The organism is Halomonas caseinilytica (assembly GCF_001662305.1).
Taxonomy (GTDB): Bacteria; Pseudomonadota; Gammaproteobacteria; order Pseudomonadales; family Halomonadaceae; genus Halomonas; species Halomonas caseinilytica.
Window position 1 is genome coordinate 159,289 of record NZ_BDEP01000007.1, and the last position, 17,465, is coordinate 176,753.

Sequence of the window (17,465 nt, forward strand, 5' to 3'; positions counted from 1 at the left end):
GATGGCAATCTCTTCGGGTGCATCACAGGATAATCACTGGCTATGGCGCCGGTCAGTCAGCGCCGTTGACGATAAAGGCCTTGTCGAAGCCGACGCGACGCAACTGGCCGCGCACGGGTCCGACCTGATCGGTGTGTTGCAGGGGACCGACCTGAACACGATAAAGCCCGGCAGCACTGGCGATCCGGACCGGTTGAGACAAGGTCCCTTCCAGCCGGTCCTTGAGTGCTTCGGCATTGTCCGCCGAACCGAGCGCCGCCACCTGGAGGTAGATGGGCTCGGAGGCGCCTCGGTCGGCAGCCTTCGCCACCGGGCGCCGCTCGGCACTGTCTGGCGAGGCGGTTGCCTCCCCGCCCTGATCGGCCTGCCAGGTTTCGGGATCGATGGCCTCGACCCTGACGCGGCCGGTTCCTCGGTCGAGAATATCCAGGCGCGCCGCCGCCGCATAGGACAGGTCGATCTCCCTTTCGCTGTGAAAGGGGCCACGATCATTCACCCTGACGATCACCGAACGCCCGTTGTCGAGGTTGGTCACGCGAGCGTAAGACGGCAATGGCAGATTGCGATGAGCGGCGCTCATCTTGTACATGTCATAGATCTCGCCATTGGACGTGGCGTAGCCATGAAACTTCTTGCCATACCAGGAGGCCGTCCCCCGGCGCTCGTAACCGCTGGCATCGGGCAGGACATGATAGGTCTTGCCCCACACCTCGTAGGTGGCCTTGTTGCCGGCACGCGAGCGCGGTTCAGGGCGTGGCACGGCATCAGGCACTCGGCTGACATCCGGCGGTTCCTGGGGATAGGCATCGCTGGACATTGCATAACGGCCTCCGGCCTCGTCGGCCGACGCGGCCTCTCCGCCTGCTTCCTTCACTGCGCGGTGCCCACCATCGCCGGCACACCCGGCCAGCAGAAGGCCGACACACACGATGCTCCACCAAGACTTCATGGACGCTCCTCGGATTCGACCGCCGTCGACTCGAACCAGTGCGTCGGCGCACCGCGCGCCTCGGCGATCGCCTCGGCGAGTTCGGTGACGGCCATGGCATACAGGTAACTGTGGTTGTAGCGGGTAATGACGTAGAAGTTATCGAGACCGAGGCGATAACGGTAACTGCCATCGGCCTGCTCCAGCGCCAGCGGAATCACCCGAGTATCCGAGGGCAACGGCGCCACCGGCGTGATGCCGGCCTCGCGCAGTCGATCGACCGAGACATAGGGCTTGCGCGCCTGATTGAAGTCGAGATCGGCGGGCGGTTCAGCTGGCCCTTCGGCATTCCGATAGATCGGGGCATCGCCCTGCCAGCGATGCTTAGCGAAATAGTTGCCGACACTGCCGATGGCATCCACCGGGTCGGTCCACAGATTACGCGCTCCGTCGCCATCGAAGTCCACCGCGTAGGCGCGATAGCTGGTGGGAATGAACTGCGGATAGCCCATGGCGCCGGCATAGGAGCCTTCGAGATCGCCCGGCTCGACATCCTGCTCATAGGCGATCTCCAGAAAGGCGGCCAACTCGCCGCGGAAGAAATCGCCTCGGGTGTCATGGTGGAACGCCAGCGTCGAGAGCGAATCCAGCACGCGATGATGTCCTGTCACCTCTCCATAACGCGTCTCGACACCAAGAATGGCCGCGATGATCTCGGGCGGCACCTGGTAGTCGTGCTCTGCGCGTTCAAAGGCATCACGATGCTGTTCGATGAAGCGCACGCCCTTGGCAACACGTGCCTCGTCCAGGAAAATATCGCGATATTCGTGCCATACCAGATGGTGCTCCGCCGCACCGGACATGGCATCCAGCACTTCCTGGCTGAAATCCGCCTCGCCCATGGCCTTTTCCAGCCAGGCTCGGTCGACGCCCTCGGCGCTCACCTCGTCGACCAGCCGCTTGACCTCGCCATTCCGCGGGTCGAAGTCTCCAGCCAGCGCCGTGGCACTGGCCAGCATCAGGCAGCCACTCGCCATCAGGATCCGTCCCACGCTCCGTGACGTCCTCGTCATCGTCTCTTCTCCTTGAACCCTGAACCCACGCCTGCGCTCGTCGACTGTTCAGACAACACCGATCAGGCAACGCCTAGCGCGGCAGCAGACGGCGATGCGCATGAATCGCCATGAGAATACCGAAACCGGCCAGCAAGGTCACGCTGGAGGTTCCACCGAAACTGACCAGTGGCAGCGGCACGCCGACCACCGGCAGGATACCGCTCACCATGCCGATATTGACGAAGACATAGATGAAGAATGTCAGGATGATGCTCCCGGCCAGCAGGCGCCCGAAGGTCTCCTGCGCCGTGCCCGCCAGCCACAGCCCGCGGCAGACGATCAGCAGATAGAGGAAGATGAAGGCCAGCATGCCCACCAGGCCGAATTCTTCGCCCAGTACCGCCACGATGAAGTCAGTATGACGCTCTGGCAGAAACTCCAGCTGCGACTGGGTACCGTGCAGCCATCCCTTGCCCCAGAGCCCACCGCTACCGAGTGCAGTGGTCGACTGGATGATGTTCCAGCCGGCGCCGAGCGGGTCGGTCTCGGGAGACAGGAAGGTCAATACGCGCTGGCGCTGATAGTTGTGCATGTTCATCCACAGCAAGGGCAACGCGGCGGCAGCCAGCAGGATCAGACCGAAGATGATGCGCCAGGAAAGCCCCGCCAGCAGGATCACGAAGATCGCCGCCGTGGCCACCAACAACGAGGTGCCAAGATCGGGCTGCCGCGCGATCAGCAGCACCGGCCCCCCGATCAGCAGGGCGCACACCACCAGCTCCCGCCATCCTGGCGGCAAGGGGCGTCGACTCAGCCAGGCCGCGACCATCAACGGCATCGCCAGCTTCATCATCTCCGAGGGCTGGAAGCGGATCACGCCGGGGATCTCCAGCCAGCGCTGGGCTCCCATGCCCATGTCACCCATGACTTCCACCGCTACCAGCATCAACACGCCCACCAGGTAGGCCGGCAATGCCCAGCGATACAAGGTGGCCGGAGAGAACTGAGCGATCACCACCATTACCCCCAAGGCCACGCCGAAACGCAGCCCCTGGGCAATCACCATGTCGAGATTCTGCCCACTGGCACTATAGAGCACCACCAGCCCCGAGAGCATCAACAGCAGCAGCAATCCCAGCAGCCAGGGATCCAGGTGGATACGTTCCCACAGGCTGCGCCGACGCGACATGCCGCTGCGTGGCGGACGAACGGGGTGACCACGCATGCCCATGGGTAGATCGAACCTCGCCATTTCAGTCTCCTTGCGCCTCGTCACCCTCGGCCTTGTCGTCCGCGGCGTCACCGCCATGACGCTCGAGCAGCCAGAAATCGGTCATGGCGCGCGCCAGGCCGGCAGCATGGCTACTGCCGCCCCCCGCGTTCTCGACGATCACCGACACGGCGATCTGCGGATCCTCCACCGGTGCGAACGCCATGAAAAGCGCATGGTCGCGCAACCGTTCCTTGAGTTCTTCAGCGTTGTACTTCTCGTCCTGGCCCAGCGAGAACACCTGAGCGGTGCCCGACTTGCCCGCCATGCGATACTCCAGCCCTCTGCCGCTGCGGCGTGCCGTTCCCTCATTGCCGGACATCACCTTCTCCATGCCCGAAAACACCCGGTCCCACCAGTTCTCGTTGTTGACCTGGATATCCGGTGGCGTATCCGGCAAGTCGGTCGGCACCGGCTCATCGCCGACCTCGAGGGCCAAGCGCGGGCGGACCCAGTCCCCGCGATTGGCCAGCACTGCCGTGGCGGTCGCCAGCTGCAGGGGCGTAATCTGCAGATAGCCTTGACCGATGCCTACCGACAGCGTCTCGCCTGGATACCACGACTGATTGAAACGCTCTTTTTTCCACTCACGGGAGGGCAGCAAGGCAGCTCCCTGCCCATATACGTCATAGGCGGTGCGCTGGCCGAAACCGAAACGGGCCAGGTTGTCGTGGATCCGATCGATGCCCAGATCATGGGCCAGGGAGTAGAAATAGGTGTTGTTGGACACCTCCAGGGCACGCTCGAGATCCACGCGCCCGTGCCCCCAGCGCAGCCAGTTGCGATAACGACGATCATCGTTGGGCAACTCATAGTAGCCGGGATCGTAGATCGTCTCTTCCGGAGTAATCACGCCCTCTCGCAAGCCGGCCATGGCCATGAACGGCTTGATCGTCGAGCCGGCCGGATAGCTGCCACGAGCGGCGCGATTGAACAGCGGCAGGTCGAGATCCTGCTGCAGGGCGCGATAGGAGGCCACATCAATGCCGGTGACGAACTGGTTGCTGTCGAAGCCGGGGACCGAGGCCATGGCCAGGATTTCGCCGGTCTGCGGGGCGATGGCCACGATGGCGCCACGCCGTCCGTCCAGCAGGTCGACAGCCAGTTTCTGGAGCGGCTTGTCCAGGGTCAGCGTCAGATCCTTGCCGGGTACCGGATCGGTATGATCCAGCTCCCTCAGGACACGGCCACGCGCATTGGTCTCGACCTTGCGCAGGCCAGCCTGCCCATGGAGCTCCTTCTCGTAGAAGTTCTCGACGCCAGTCTTGCCGATGAAATGGGTGCCGGCATAGTTGCCGCTGTCCAGGTGCTCGAGCTCTTCGGCATTGATACGCCCGACATACCCCAAGGCGTGAGACAGCAAGTCGGCATCCGGGTAATAGCGTAGCAACTGCGCTTCCACCTCGACGCCGGGCAGGCGGTAACGATTCACCGCCAGACGGGCGATCTGCTTTTCGGTCAGGTCGCTCATCAACAGTGCCGGCTGGAAAGGACGCTGGCGCTGGCGTGAACGCTCGCGAAAGGCCTCGACCTCTTCATCGGGCAGATCGAGCAGGTCGACCAGCAGCGAGAGCGTCTCGTCCAGGTCATCGACCCGCTCACGCACCAGGGTCAGGTTGTAGGTAGGACGATTCTCGGCCAGCAACTGGCCGTTGCGATCATAAATGAGGCCACGGGTCGGCGGCAGCGGCTCGACACGCACCCGATTCTTCTCGGACCGAGTGGTGAAGACCTCGTGCTGCACCACCTGCAGATAGAACAGGCGCGCGGCCAGTCCCCCGCTCAGGAGAATGACCACGACCACCGCCAGCAAGGCTCGCATGCGGAAGACGCGAAGTTCCTGTTCGGGATTCTTCAGGGTGTCGCGTTGCTGACGCATGCTCGGTGCTGCCCTCGGGACACTTGGGATCGCTCAACGGTGATAGGGATGGCCGACCATCAGGGTCCAGGCACGGTACAGCTGTTCCGCCAGCAGGATTCGCACCAATGGGTGCGGCAGGGTCAAGGGAGACAGCGACCAACGCTGGTCGGCCTGGGCGGAAAGCGAGGGGTCCAGCCCTTCCGGGCCTCCGACCAACAGCGCTACATCCCGCCCCTCGAGACGCCAGCGCTCGGTCTGCTCGGCGAGCTGCTCGGTGCTCCAGGCCCGGCCGCCCACCTCAAGGGCCACGCGGTACTCATCACCCTTGAGGCGGGCACGGATACGTTCGGCCTCGAGGGCCACGGCCCGGCGGGTATCGGCATTCTTGCCCCGGGCACCGGGCGAGATCTCCTCGATCTCGAGGGCGAAATCCCGCGGCAGGCGTTTGCGGTATTCCTCGACCCCCCGCGTCACCCAGTCCGGCATACGGGTCCCCACTGCCAGCAGACGGACCCTCATGAAGTGCCGTGCGCCTCTTCCTCCAGGGGTTCGAGACCGTCCGAGGGCAGATCCGCCCAGAGACGCTCCAGGTCATAGAGCGCCCGGGTCTCGGGCATCATCAGATGCACCACCACATCCCCCAGGTCCACCAGCACCCACTCGGCGCCGCTTTCTCCCTCGACACCGAGCGGCGGCACGCCACTTTCCTTGGCGGTCTGGATCAGGTTGTCGGCGAGAGCAGCGAGATGGCGGTTGGACGTGCCACTGGCCACTACCATCAGTTCCGTTACGCTGGTCAATCGAGAGACATCGAGTTGCACGATGTCCCGGGCCTTGAGTTCCTCCAGCGCGTCCATCACCAGAGTCTTGAGTGCGTCGATGTGCATACCCTTCGTGTCTGCCCTCGTCAGCGGGGAATTCATCTTTCCATTGTACCGACTCACGGCCAGCATGGCAGCGCCCGACAACCGAAACACACGAAATTCGTGCCCGGCAGGGCCACGGAGCCGTCGTCCGGCTGCCTCAGCCGCCTTCTCTGCCCGCTTCCCGATACAGCCCATGCGCCAGCACATGCGACTCCACCGCCTCGGGCAGCAAATAGCGAACGCTTTCGCCACAGGCCAGGCGGCGCCTCACCTCGGTGGCGGAAATGGCCATGCGCGACGGCAGCGTCAGCCTGAGCAGCCGACCATGCGGCTCGGCCATCAGTCCGGCGACCTCATCGACCTCGCGACCGACCACCAGTTCCTCGAGCGCCTCGCCAAGCGGTGCGTCATGGTCCGGGCGATCGACCACCACCAGATGTGCCAGCTCGAAGAGCCGGTGTGGTTGACGCCACTCGGGCAAGCGCATGAAGGCATCGTGCCCCAGCGCCATGACCAGTCGCGCTTCGGGGCCATAGGCCTCGCGAAGCTCGGCCAGGGTATCGGCACTATAGGAGGGGCCGTGGCGGGAGAACTCTCGAGCGTCGGCAAGAAGCCCCGGCGTATCGCCGATCCCCAGTCGCAGCAGCGCCAGGCGATCCTCCGGCGCTACCTGGGGCGCATCGCGCAAGGGCGAGCGGGCCGCCGGCACCATGTGCACGCGATCCAGCGCCAGCATCTCGCGCAGCTCGACGGCGCAGCGGAGATGGCCGAGGTGCACCGGGTCGAAGGTGCCGCCCAGCATGGCGATGCGGGGCGGCCGTCGCGCCTCAGCTACGGATCTGGCCATCGCCGAACACCACGTACTTGCGTGTGGTCAGACCCTCGAGCCCCACCGGGCCTCGAGCATGCAGCCGATCAGTGGAGATGCCGATCTCGGCCCCCAGACCATACTCGAACCCATCGGCGAAGCGAGTGGAGGCATTGACGATCACCGAACTGGAATCGACCTCGGTCATGAAACGCCGGGCCAGGCTGTAGTTCTCGGTGACGATCGCATCGGTGTGGCGCGAACCGTAACGTTCGATATGCGCCATGGCCTCCTCGACGCCATCGACCACGCGAATGGCCAGCACCGGGGCCAGGTATTCGGCCTCCCAATCGGCCTCGCTGGCCGGCACGACGCCATCACCGAGGATCGCACGGGTTCGCTCGCACCCCCTCAGCTCGACGCCATGCTCGGCATAGGCCGAGGCCAGCCGGGGCAGCAGCGATGCGGCGAGCGGCTCGTCGACCAGCAATGTTTCCAGGGTATTGCAGGTGCCGTAGCGCTGGGTCTTGGCATTGACAGCGATGGCCAGAGCCTTCTCGAGATCGGCGCTGGCGTCGAGATAGACATGGCAGACGCCGTCAAGATGCTTGATCACCGGCACGCTGGCTTCACGCGTGATTCGCTCGATCAGCGACTTGCCACCGCGCGGAATGATCACGTCGACGTACTCCGGCATGCTGATCAGGCGGCCCACGGCGGCACGGTCCGTGGTCGCCACGACCTGCACCGCAGCCGACGGCAGCCCCGCCTCGTCGAGCCCACGGCGAATGCACTCGGCGATGGCGGCATTGGACTCGCTGGCCTCTGAGCCACCACGTAGAATGCAGGCGTTGCCGGACTTGAGGCACAAACTGGCTGCCTCCAGGGTGACGTTGGGGCGCGATTCGTAGATGATACCGATCACGCCGAGCGGCACGCGCATCTGTCCGACCTGGATGCCGCTGGGCTGCGCGCGCAGGCCATCGATCTCGCCGACCGGGTCCGGCAGTGCCGCCACTTGGGCGAGCCCGTCGATCATGCCCTGCAGACGGGCATCGTCGAGCGCCAGCCGATCGAGCAGGGCGGCATCCAGGCCATTGGCCCGCCCCCGGTCCAGGTCCCGTGCGTTGGCAGCCAGCACCTCGGCCCGAGCGGCCTCCAGATGACGGGCCATGGCAGCCAGCGCCGCGTTCTTGGAGGCCGTGTCGACGCGCCGCATGGCGGTGGCGGCATGGCGGGCAGCTTGCCCGAGACGTTGCATGTAGGCCTCGACATCGTCGATGCCCTCGGCCCCGGCGGTGCCGATAACGGAGTGTGTGGCGTGCGCAGTCATGCCGTAGAGTATCTCCTGAAGGGGATCTGCCGCGAAGGCGGCCACGCCCCTGGTCAAGTCGAATCGGGAAGGAGCCCATACTAAGTCACCATGCGGAGCATGTACAAAACCGGCCTGTTGCGGATCAACCTGCTGGTCGCGGCGATCCTCATCGCCCTGCGAGCTATCACCGCCGACGTGGCAGTCGATGCCGCCTTGCTGTGGGCAATGACGGCCTGGCTGGCAGTCACCGCCATGCGCCTGACACTTCGCCACCGGCGATTCACCGCCACGCTGTGGCAATTGTTGCCCGGTCTCTTGCTGGCCGCCCTGCTCTGGACGACACCGGAACGCCATGTCACCTGGCTATGGGCCTGGGCCATACTGCTGATGTGGCCGCAGCCCCCCTGGATGCTGGTGCTTCACGGTGTACTGGCGGCCGTGACCTGGTACGCCCAGCACGACGTGCTGAGAGACGAGCCATGGTGGCTGGTGGGCCTGTTGCTGGCCGGCTTGATGGTGCTTGGCCTATCACGCTCCAGGGCGCTTCAGGCGTGGCGCTTCGCGGCGCGCCACCGGGCCAGCCTGATCGCCGGCTGGCCGCTCTGGCCACGCGCCCAGCTCGAGCGCGACCTGGACCGCGAACGCCGGCGCGCGACCCGCGAGTCGGTCCATGCCGAACTGCTGCTGCTGCGCTTGCCGCCGCGGCGCCTGTTTCCGCTGGCCGGACGGCTGCGCCATCACCTTCAACGCTTCGAAAACTGCTATCGTCTCGATCGGGGCACGCTCGGCATCCTGCTGATCAGTCGCGATGCCGAGCAGTCGGCACAACGCCGACAGCGTCTGCTCGACGCCCTGGAACCCCAGGTCAAGGCCCGAGCCATTCCGTTGCCCTATCTGGTGTCGCTGACCACCGAGCAGCACGCCCTGTCTCGCCAGTCGCCCCCATTATGGATCAAGGAGAGCGCGACGAATGCCTGACATCGAGCCGCGCCAGACCCGCCACCGGCCGCTGACCCTGGTACTGGCCATCGGCACCTTGCTGCTGCTGGGCCAGTCCCTGTGGTTCTATCTGGCAGGCGAATATCAGCGCATGCCTCTGCCCGCCCTGCTGGCACCGATCATGCTGATGGCGACCCTGCTCGCTTCCCTGGGCGGAGGACATGCCCGCACCGCCGCCTACATGGTCCTGATCTGCGGCTTTTTGTTGATCGCGGCAGAGCTGCCCCGCCCCGCCGGCCTGCCGGCTCTCTGGATCGGCCTGCCGCCGGTTCTCGCCTTGCTGCTACTCCCGCTGGTCCCCGCCATACTGCTCAACCTCGGCCTGGCACCCGTCTGGATGGCCCTGCTGGACAACCCCCGCCCCGATGCCGATGTTCTACTGGCCTATCTGAGCCTGGTGGCCATGGCCACGCTGGCTTCCTGGGGACGCTTGCGCCAACAGGCGCTGCTGCGGGCCACCGACCCCTGGGATCCGGAATGCCGGGCCGTCAGCCGCAGCCACCTCCATGAGCGCCTGGCCGGCGAGCTCGACCGCACCGAGCTGCTCGGCCAGTCCTTGTCCGTCCTGCTGATCCACCTGCCGCAACTGGAGATCGCCGACGAGCAGTTCGGCCCCAAGGCCCGCCAAGCACTGCTCGATGCCCTGTGCGAGACCGCCGCCGGGCGCTGTCGCGCCCACGACATCCTGGGCCGCGCCGGGGACAGCGTCTTCTGGCTCGTCATGCCGAACACGACCGAGAGTGGCGCCCTGCTGGTGCAACAGCGCCTGTCCCGCGCCTTCGAGCCGATCATACTGGTGGAAACCGGACCGCTGGAAACTCGCACCCGGCTCGTCATGCGCCATGCCGGGGAAGACCAGTCGTCTTTCGAACATCGTCTGCACACCGCCACCCGCCGCCTGACGACCACTCGGGATTCCTGATTCACGGAGACCGCCTTGAACCTGACCGACGCCCTCTACCAGCTCTCCCCCTCGCCCCCTGTGTTGCTGCTGATCGTCGCCGGCATCGCGCTGATGGAGTCGCTGGCCCTGGTCGGCCTGCTGGTGCCCGGCGTGGTCCTGATCACCGCCGTTGCCTCCATGGCCGGCCATCAGGAAATCTCCGTGACACTGGTCATTCTCGCGGCTTTTCTCGGCGCCGTGGCCGGTGACGGGCTCAGCTTCTGGCTCGGCTACGCCCAGCGCGAAAGAGTCGCCACCTTCTGGCCTCTCTCGCGCCATCCGGAGTGGCTCGCACACGGCGCGCGCTTCTTCCGTACGCATGGCTCCTTCTCGGTCTTCCTGGGACGCTTCGTTGGCCCGGTGCGTCCCATCATCCCGATGATCGCCGGCATGCTGCACATGCCTCCTCGCACCTTCACCTGGGCCAACCTGATATCGGCGGCCCTGTGGGCTCCGGCCTATGTACTTCCCGGCTACCTGCTCGGCCACGCCTGGCAACGACTACCGGGACTGCCCGAGGGGCTCAGGTCCTGGCTGGCCGGACTCGGCGTGCTGGTCGTGGCGCTGGCCCTGACCTTCTCCTGGCTGCGCCACCAGACCTACCGCGACGGCCATGTCTATCGCATCCTGGCCTGGCTGTCTCGGCGCCATGCCCTGGGGCGCATGATCTGGCGACTCCTGTCTCTTCAACGCGACCGGGATCCTCCCCTGGCCTCCTGGCTGTTGCTGCTTTCATCGCTCGCCGCCCTCTCGGCCTGGACCCTGGTGGTTCTGCAGCATGATGGGCCGATGGCCATGGATCAGCGTCTCAACAACCTGATCGACACCATGACGATACCCGGCCTGACTCGATTCGGTCACATCCTGGGAGATGTCGGCGACCTCTTCGGCATTGTCGCCCTGCTGCTGCCCTGGGCACTCTGGTGGCTATGGAAACGACGCTGGGACATTCTGGGCCACGTCGGCGGCGGCCTGCTCGGCATCGCCCTGCTCAACACCCTGGGCAAGACCCTGACCGCCCGCCCCCGTCCGCTGACACCAGACTTCCTCGTGGGGTCGATGTCCTACCCCAGCGCCCATACTTCCACGGCCGTTGTGCTGTTCGGGATGACCGCCGCCTTCATCGCTCGGGAACTGCCAACAAGCCAGCGTTTCTGGGCCTACTGGGGAGCGATCGCCATCATCGTGCCCATGGCCCTCTCCCGGCTGGTGATCGGCGTACACTGGCTCAGCGACCTGATCGGCGGCGCCTTGCTGGGACTGGTGGTCTGCGCCCTGGTCCAGCTTGCCTGGCAGCGCCAGGAACGGCCCCGGCTCTCGCCCTGCCCCTGGTGGGCGCTGGGAGCCGCATCCCTGGCGCTCTGCGCGGCACGGGTGGCCTGGCTGGGGCCAGCGTAAACAACGTCCGGGTCAGCCCAGCGCCAACCAGATCCCGACCCCCAGCATCAATGTGCCGGCGATACGATTGAGCAGACGCACGTTACGGCTCTTGCCCAGCAGGTGGCGCAGGGTCTGGCCTCCGGTGGCATAGGTGACCAGCGCCAGGAATTCGATGCTCAGGATGAGCGCGATCAACAGGGCCAACTGCCCCGCCAGGGGCCGGGAAGCATCGAGAAACGGCGGCAGCAGGGCCACGAAGAAGGCCCAGCCCTTGGGGTTGGCCACTGCCGTGACGAATCCCTGCACCGCCAGCTCACGGCGCCCCGCCGCCTGGGTATCCAACGTCTCGGGCACCGCCATGCGCCCCCGGGAGCGCCACATCATCACGCCCAGATAGATCAGGTAGGCGCCCCCGAGCCACTTGAACACGGCGAACAGCGCGGGCTGTTGCAACATCAGTGTCGCCACCCCCGCCCCCGCGGCGGCGGCCACCAAGCCGACCCCGGCCAGCTCGCCGATCATCATCCACAGGGTACGACGCACGCCCTGGGTCATGCCCAACACCATGGCCAGCGTCATGCACATGCCCGGCGTCAGGGACACGAGCAGAAAGGTGGGTACGAAGACCGAAAGCAGGGAAAGGTTGAGCATGTCCATATCCTTATGGTCGAACGGCAGCCCGTCGAACGATGACAGGGGCGAGGCGCCTGCGCTACGGCGCTTCGCCCCAGCGCGGCACCAGCCGGTGCGAGATGCCCAGTTGGTTGAGAATGCGCGCCACGATGAAGTCGATCATGTCCTCCACTTCACGCGGGCGATGATAGAACCCCGGCGCCGCCGGCAGCACTACCGCCCCCTGGCGCGTCAGGGCAAGCATGTGTTCCAGATGGATCGCCGACAGAGGCGTCTCGCGAGGCACCAGCACCAGAGTGCGTCGCTCCTTCAGGGCGACGTCCGCCGCGCGCTCGATGAGATTGTTGCTGGCCCCACAGGCAACGGCCGAGAGAGTGCCGGTGGAACAAGGGCAGATCACCATCGCTGAACTGGCGCCCGAACCGGACGCCACCGGTGCCATCCAGTCCTCACGGCCGAAACAGCGAATCTGGCCGGGTTTCGCGCCATACCGCTGGGTGAGCGCCACCACCAGTCGCTCGGGTCTCGCGGGGAGATCGTCATCGGTCTCCGTGGCGATGACCATATGAGCAGCCTTGGAGATCATCACCCAGACCTCGTGGTCGGCGGCCACCAGCACTTCGATCAGGCGCAGCCCGTACTGGGCGCCAGAGGCGCCGGTGATGGCCACGGTGACGGGGGGGTGCAGATCATCGGCCATGGGTTGCCTCCAGCGCAGCCAGGAGTCGTTCGTGAATGCCACCGAAGCCCCCGTTGGACATCACCACGATACGATCCCCGGCCCTGGCATCGTCCACCAGCGCCGCCACCAGGGCATCCAGATCATCGTATACCCGGCTCGGGGTCGTGGCGGCCTCGATCACCGGTGCCAGCGACCAGTCCAGTTCCGCCGGCTGGTACCAGTAGGCCAGGTCGGCACTCGCCACGCTGGTGGCGAGTCGCTCACGCTGGGATCCCAGTCGCATGGTATTGGATCGGGGCTCGATCACCGCCAGCAGGCGACCGCCGCCTTCCGTGGCACGCAGCCCCTCGAGGGTCGCGGCGATGGCCGTGGGATGATGGGCAAAGTCATCGATCACGCGGATACCCGCCACCTCGCCCCGCAACTCCTGACGCCGCCGCGGTGTCTCGAAGCGCGCCAGGGCTTCGCTTCCCCGGGAAAGGCCGACGCCGCATGCATGGGCGGCAGCCAGCGCGGCCAGGGCATTTCGCGCGTTGTGGGTGCCACTCAGGGGCCAGTCGACCACGGCCCGCTCCTCGACGCCGGCGTCCCGATGGCTGACGTCAAAGCGCCCTGCGTCGCCTCGCTGGAGGGTCAGCTGCCAGTCGCTGTCCGGCGACTGGCCGAAGCGCTCGACCGGCGTCCAGCAGCCCTGCTCGAGCACACGATCCAGGGCCGGCTCGCCGTCGGCGACCAACAACCGCCCCTTGCCGGGCACGGTACGGACCAGATGATGGAACTGGCGCTCGATAGCCGCCAGGTCGGGAAAGATATCGGCATGATCAAACTCGAGATTGCCCAGGATGGCGATCTCGGGTCGATAGTGTACGAACTTGGAACGCTTGTCGAAGAAGGCGGTGTCATATTCGTCGGCCTCGACCACGAAGGGCGCATCCAGCGCCCCCAGACGCGCCGAGACACCGAAGTTGCGCGGCACTCCCCCGATCAGAAAGCCCGGCGACAACCCCGCTTCCTCCAGCAACCAGGCAACCAGGCTCGCCGTCGTCGTCTTGCCATGCGTCCCCGCCACGGCAATCACCCGGCGCCCCGGGAGCACATGCTCTGCCAGCCACTGAGGCCCCGAGACATACGGCAGGCCCAGGTCGAGCAAGGCTTCCACTTCGGGGTTGCCGCGCGACAAGGCATTGCCGACCACCACCAGGTCGGGCCGGGGATCGAGGTTGTCGGCGCCATAGCCCTCCATCAGCGTGATGCCCGCCTCCTGCAGTTGGGTGCTCATGGGCGGGTAGACGCCGGCGTCGGAGCCGCTGACCTGCAGCCCCTGCTCGCGGGCCAGCAGGGCCAGGCTGCCCATGAAGGTGCCACAGATACCGAGGATGTGAAGATGCATGCCGTCTCCGCAGGAAATTCGTGCCAGGCCGCCTGGCGGAAAGCGGCAGACTAGCATGGCACCCGCGCCCCCTCCAGCCATCGCCGCGCGAGGTCATGGGATGCAGCGTTCCGGTCAATGGGCTAGAATCTTCGCCTGCTCCGAACCCTCGGCGGCGGCGATACGCGACAGGAACGTCGCCGGCCGCGCGCCCCTTGATGCGACCCAGCAACAGGATAGCTCCATGGCTCAGCACAACGCCTTTTATGCCCAGTCCGGTGGCGTCACCGCCGTGATCAATGCCAGCGCCTGCGGCGTCATCGAAGCCTGCCGCCGCCACGATGACCGGATCGGCAAGGTCTATGCCGGGCATAACGGCATCATCGGCGCCCTGACCGAGGATTTGATCGATGTCAGCCAGGAGAGCGACGAAGCCATCGCCGCCTTGCGCCACACGCCGGCCGGCGCCTTCGGTTCCTGCCGCTACAAGCTCAAGGACATCGAAACCCATCGCGCCCAGTACGAGCGGCTGATCGAGGTCTTCCGCGCCCACGACATCCGCTACTTCTTCTACAACGGCGGCGGCGACAGCGCCGACACCTGCCTGAAGGTCTCGCAACTGTCCGAGAAGATGGGCTACCCACTTACCGCCATCCATGTTCCCAAGACGGTGGACAACGATCTGCCGATCACCGACAACTCGCCGGGCTTCGGCAGCGTGGCCAAGTACATCGCCACCTCGACCCTGGAAGCGTCCCTGGACATCGCCTCCATGTGCGCGACCTCCACCAAGGTCTTCGTGCTCGAGGTGATGGGCCGCCACGCCGGCTGGATTGCCGCTGCCGGCGCCCTCGCCGGCCAGGGCGAAGGCGATCCCCCACACCTGGTGATCTTCCCCGAGATCAACTTCGATCGCGCCGCGGTCATGGCCCGCGTCGAGGAGTCGGTCAAGCTCTACGGCTACTGCGTTATCGTGGTTTCCGAAGGAGCCCGCTACGAGGATGGCACCTTCCTGGCGGATTCCGGCAATACCGATGCCTTCGGCCATCGCCAACTGGGCGGCGTGGCACCGACACTGGCCGGCATGATCAAGCAGGACCTCGGGTACAAGTATCACTGGGCAGTGGCCGACTACCTGCAACGCGCCGCGCGGCACCTGGCCTCCAAGACCGATGTCGACCAGGCCTATGCCGTCGGCGAAAAGGCCGTGGAACTGGCACTGGATGGACAGAATGCCAAGATGCCCGCCATCAAGCGCACCAGTGACGCTCCCTATGCCTGGACCGTAGAGGCTGCACCGCTGGCCGACGTGGCCAACCGCGAGAAGTTCATGCCTCGGGACTTCATTCGCGAGGACGGCTTCGGCATCACCGAGGAATGCCGTCGCTACCTTGCCCCGCTGATCCAGGGCGAGGACTTCCCGCCCTTCGAGAATGGCCTGCCGAAGGTCGCCAAGCTCGCCAAGCATCGCGTCGAACGCAAGCTGCCGGAATTCAAGCTCTAAAAGCTGGAAGCTGGAAGCTGGAAGACAGCATGAATCCTGACGGCATGGGGCCAAGGGTTTTTCTTCCAGCTTCAAGCTTACGACCGCGAAGCGGACGATCTTTCAGCTCCGGGCGCAGCCTGGTTCTAGCGCAACAACCAGGACAGCACCAGCAACAGCAGCAGGATCCCCGCCACGCCCTGCCAGAACAGGGCCGGCTCACGGGCCGACCCGCCATCCTGTGCCGCTCCTTTCGTGTCGCTGGCCGACTCTCGCAAGGTATGCAGAAATTCCGAGAGTCGCCGGAACCGCAGGGCCCGCTGGGGCGCCAAGGCACGGCGCAGCGTATCGTCCAGCGCCGGCGAGACCTCGGGATTGAGGGTCCGGGCGCTGCGATAGGTCATCTGCTCCAGATCGGTATGCCGCAGCAGATCCTTGGTCGGCAGCGAATAGGGAAGCTCGCCGGTGAACAGCCAGTACACCGTTGAGGCCAGCGAATACTGGTCACTACGACGGCCCACTTCATCATCCAGCGCATACTCAGGGGCGCTGTGCTCGGTCAGCCCCACCTGACGCGCCAGGGTACGAGAGCGCCGATGGCCATCGACGTCGCGAAGATGGCAGGCGCTGAAATCCGCCAGCACCACCTGGCCATGCTTGTCAATCAGCACATTGTCGGGATGCACCTGCTGGTGCAACAGATCGCGATGATGCAACGCCTGCAGGGCCTTGCCCATCTGGACGGCAATGTCGAGGCGCTGCGCCAAACTCGCCTGGGGATGACGACGCGCCCAGGCCGTAAGCGTCTCGCCCTCGACGTAGGCCATCAGGTAGTAGAGGAAGCGGCGTGGCCGCGAGGGCTCCATGACCTTGACCACGAAGGGCGAGTGCACCCGCTCTACCACCCACTGCTGTAACAAGAAGTGCTCCAGGTAAGCATTGCGCGTGGACAGCTCGGGGCTCGGCGCCTTCATCACCATTTCCCGGCCGCTGCGCAAGTCGCGCACGCGATAGACGCGAGACTGCGCCGTCCGCGACAGTACCGACAGCACCTCCAGCCCGTCCAACCGCTCGCCCACCGACAATTCCGGCGGTATCGGCAGATCACCGTAGACCTTGCCGGGCCGGTCCTCCTCTTCCTCGGGCAACTCGTCGATGCGCACCAGCTGGAAGCAGAACTGGTCACCACCGTAGCCACGCTCCTGGGCGCGCGCCCGAGCGGTCTGGGCCAGTCGCTCGCAGGCGGCATCCAGATCACTGGCATCCTGGCGAATCAGGCCGACATAATCGGACGGCATCAGGGTGCCCTGCACCGCCTGGGTGGTGAACAGAAAGATGTCACCCTGCTTGAGGGGCATACGCGCATAATCGATATCGATGCTGGCATCCATGCCCAACGCCCGGGACGGGTAACGATAGCCTCCGAGATCGGTGACGTGATCACGCGAGAGTTGCTCGAACTCGGCCCCCCTCAGGCGGAACACCAGGGTATCGCCCATGTGGAAGAGGTGGGCTTCCCGCCCGCGATAAATCATCGCGGACAACGAGCTCACATAACTCCCATCGCTCAGCTGGCGACTCTGCCCGAAGCACCAGCCATTGAGCGAACGCAGCACTCGGTTGACCGACGTCTTCACGTCCCAGTGATCGGGCGTCGAAAAGTAATCGGCCAAAAAGCCACGCACACTGATGTCCCCGGCCTGCTTGGCCAGGGTGTTGCGAGTCGTGGAGTCGCTAATCAGGGCGCAGGCGCCCTTGGTCGACAATTGCAGTGCCTCGGGCACGAGGACCGACATCGAACTGCGATGCCGACGCCGCTCCGGCGCCACGAAGGCCTGACCGTAACTCAGAGACAGTTGCGCGGATGCCAAGA

At 65.4% G+C, this 17,465-nt stretch carries 16 protein-coding genes; 4 read left to right on the forward strand and 12 right to left on the reverse strand.

Going from position 1 to position 17,465, the window contains the following annotated elements:
• Positions 1-52: 52 nt before the first annotated feature.
• The 8 genes from A9O65_RS05275 to A9O65_RS05310 form a co-directional block, all read right to left on the reverse strand.
• Positions 53-949, reverse strand: coding sequence for a septal ring lytic transglycosylase RlpA family protein (locus A9O65_RS05275; RefSeq protein WP_064701544.1), 897 nt, complete (start codon positions 947-949; stop codon positions 53-55).
• Entirely contained in the window at positions 946-2,001 is a 1,056-nt protein-coding gene (mltB, locus tag A9O65_RS05280) for a lytic murein transglycosylase B (RefSeq protein WP_064700430.1), read from the reverse strand. Before mltB ends, A9O65_RS05275 begins: the two co-directional genes overlap by 4 nt.
• 73 nt (positions 2,002-2,074) lie before the next feature.
• Positions 2,075-3,235, reverse strand: coding sequence for a rod shape-determining protein RodA (rodA, locus tag A9O65_RS05285; RefSeq protein ID WP_064700431.1), 1,161 nt, complete (start codon positions 3,233-3,235; stop codon positions 2,075-2,077).
• Position 3,236: 1 nt separating this feature from the next.
• Positions 3,237-5,132 carry a penicillin-binding protein 2 gene (mrdA, locus tag A9O65_RS05290; protein ID WP_064701545.1) on the reverse strand — a complete coding sequence of 632 codons (1,896 nt, stop codon included), beginning with the start codon at positions 5,130-5,132 and terminating at the stop codon, positions 3,237-3,239.
• Positions 5,133-5,165: 33 nt separating this feature from the next.
• Positions 5,166-5,633 (reverse strand): 23S rRNA (pseudouridine(1915)-N(3))-methyltransferase RlmH, encoded by a 468-nt coding sequence (gene rlmH, locus A9O65_RS05295; RefSeq protein WP_064700433.1) that lies wholly within the window; start codon positions 5,631-5,633, stop codon positions 5,166-5,168.
• Positions 5,630-6,001 (reverse strand): ribosome silencing factor, encoded by a 372-nt coding sequence (rsfS, locus tag A9O65_RS05300; protein ID WP_064700434.1) that lies wholly within the window; start codon positions 5,999-6,001, stop codon positions 5,630-5,632. Before rsfS ends, rlmH begins: the two co-directional genes overlap by 4 nt.
• A gap of 136 nt (positions 6,002-6,137) precedes the next feature.
• Positions 6,138-6,827, reverse strand: coding sequence for a nicotinate-nucleotide adenylyltransferase (gene nadD, locus A9O65_RS05305; protein WP_064701546.1), 690 nt, complete (start codon positions 6,825-6,827; stop codon positions 6,138-6,140).
• Complete coding sequence (locus tag A9O65_RS05310; protein ID WP_064700436.1) at positions 6,808-8,121, reverse strand: glutamate-5-semialdehyde dehydrogenase; 1,314 nt, start codon at positions 8,119-8,121, stop codon at positions 6,808-6,810. Before A9O65_RS05310 ends, nadD begins: the two co-directional genes overlap by 20 nt.
• Before the next feature lie 99 nt (positions 8,122-8,220).
• Here A9O65_RS05310 and A9O65_RS05315 point away from each other — a divergent pair, with 99 nt between their 5' ends.
• From A9O65_RS05315 to A9O65_RS05325, 3 genes are read left to right on the forward strand one after another with little or no spacing between them, the layout of a single operon-like run.
• The gene (locus A9O65_RS05315; protein ID WP_064700437.1) at positions 8,221-9,081 is read left to right on the forward strand and encodes a hypothetical protein; all 861 of its coding nucleotides are present in this window, start codon (positions 8,221-8,223) and stop codon (positions 9,079-9,081) included.
• Positions 9,074-10,024 (forward strand): GGDEF domain-containing protein, encoded by a 951-nt coding sequence (locus A9O65_RS05320; protein ID WP_064700438.1) that lies wholly within the window; start codon positions 9,074-9,076, stop codon positions 10,022-10,024. The genes A9O65_RS05315 and A9O65_RS05320 overlap by 8 nt, the downstream gene beginning before the upstream one ends.
• A gap of 15 nt (positions 10,025-10,039) precedes the next feature.
• Positions 10,040-11,443, forward strand: a complete 1,404-nt coding sequence (locus A9O65_RS05325; RefSeq protein ID WP_064700439.1) for a bifunctional DedA family/phosphatase PAP2 family protein — start codon at positions 10,040-10,042, stop codon at positions 11,441-11,443.
• 12 nt (positions 11,444-11,455) lie between these two features.
• Here the strand turns inward: A9O65_RS05325 and A9O65_RS05330 are convergent, their stop codons facing one another.
• The 3 genes from A9O65_RS05330 to mpl form a co-directional block, all read right to left on the reverse strand.
• Positions 11,456-12,076, reverse strand: coding sequence for a LysE family translocator (locus A9O65_RS05330; protein WP_064701547.1), 621 nt, complete (start codon positions 12,074-12,076; stop codon positions 11,456-11,458).
• A 61-nt stretch (positions 12,077-12,137) separates the two neighbouring features.
• A complete protein-coding gene (locus A9O65_RS05335; RefSeq protein WP_064700441.1) occupies positions 12,138-12,758 on the reverse strand; it encodes a flavin prenyltransferase UbiX in 621 nt (206 codons plus the stop codon).
• Positions 12,748-14,130, reverse strand: a complete 1,383-nt coding sequence (mpl, locus tag A9O65_RS05340) for a UDP-N-acetylmuramate:L-alanyl-gamma-D-glutamyl-meso-diaminopimelate ligase (protein ID WP_064700442.1) — start codon at positions 14,128-14,130, stop codon at positions 12,748-12,750. The genes A9O65_RS05335 and mpl overlap by 11 nt, the downstream gene beginning before the upstream one ends.
• 223 nt (positions 14,131-14,353) lie before the next feature.
• On the opposite strand from mpl, the gene A9O65_RS05345 reads away from it, so the two are divergent.
• Positions 14,354-15,613: a 6-phosphofructokinase gene (locus tag A9O65_RS05345; protein ID WP_064700443.1), complete on the forward strand. Its 1,260-nt coding sequence runs from the start codon at positions 14,354-14,356 to the stop codon at positions 15,611-15,613.
• Positions 15,614-15,738: 125 nt separating this feature from the next.
• On the opposite strand, the gene A9O65_RS05350 is transcribed toward A9O65_RS05345, so the two are convergent.
• A complete protein-coding gene (locus A9O65_RS05350; RefSeq protein ID WP_064701548.1) occupies positions 15,739-17,463 on the reverse strand; it encodes a bifunctional protein-serine/threonine kinase/phosphatase in 1,725 nt (574 codons plus the stop codon).
• Between the last annotated feature and the right edge of the window lie 2 nt (positions 17,464-17,465).